At 70.0% G+C, this 740-nt stretch carries 1 protein-coding gene and 1 pseudogene; both read right to left on the reverse strand.

Going from position 1 to position 740, the window contains the following annotated elements:
• Positions 1 to 424: 424 nt before the first annotated feature.
• Positions 425 to 475: pseudogene (locus tag HHX30_RS43950) on the reverse strand (hypothetical protein); the annotation flags it as partial.
• A 38-nt stretch (positions 476 to 513) separates the two neighbouring features.
• Positions 514 to 740 (reverse strand): family 1 glycosylhydrolase (locus HHX30_RS40340; protein ID WP_169989215.1); only part of this gene is annotated, 227 nt, incomplete at its 5' end.

The following is a 740-nucleotide window of genomic DNA, read 5'->3' on the forward strand; positions in this document are numbered from 1 at the left end:
AGGTTCTCTCCAGCGACGGCATGTCGATCGAGATGAGGGATACCGACGAGGACGTCTTCCGCGCGGCGGAGGAGCTCGGCATCGACCTGTCCCGGCGCCCCCACGAGGGCGCGATGACCGTCGACGACATCTGAGACAGGGCAGACCGGCTATGGGCAGCCACTCGCACGCGAGGCCGATCGACCGGTGCGGGCCGCGCAGGGTTTCCCGCACGGCCCGCCGGTAGGCCTTGGTCGTCAAGGCCCGGATCATCTTGAGGTGAGTCTGTCCCCGGGAACAACTTGCTGCTGGAGGTGAGCTTGCCGGTGCTCGCCGACCCGGTCATCCTGGACGAGCGGATCGGCGGGCTGTGCGCAACACGATCGGGATGAGCGGTCAGCTCGATGAGCTTCTCGGCCGCCGCCCGGTCGACGGCGAGGTTGGTCTTGCCACCGAGGAGATGGTCGTAGATGCGGGCGACGCTGGGGACCGTCACGTCGATTCCTCGGCCGCCTGGGAAAGCGGCCCCGGTCCTCAGTCGCCCACGGGGCGCTCACCCCTGGGGGTGCCGGCGACCAGGATGTCGACCGGGGCGGTGGTCGCGGGGCGGGCGGTGACGGGCGCGGTGACGGGCGCGGTGACGGGCGCGGTGACGACCGGGTCCGTGATGAAGTCCCGCATCCAGTGGAAGCTGGCCTTCGGCGTGCGCACCTGGGTGTCGTAGTCCACGTGCACGATGCCGAACCTGGCGGAGTAGCCCC

It is taken from the genome of Microbispora sp. H10836 (assembly GCF_012999525.1).
Lineage (GTDB): Bacteria > Actinomycetota > Actinomycetes > Streptosporangiales > Streptosporangiaceae > Microbispora.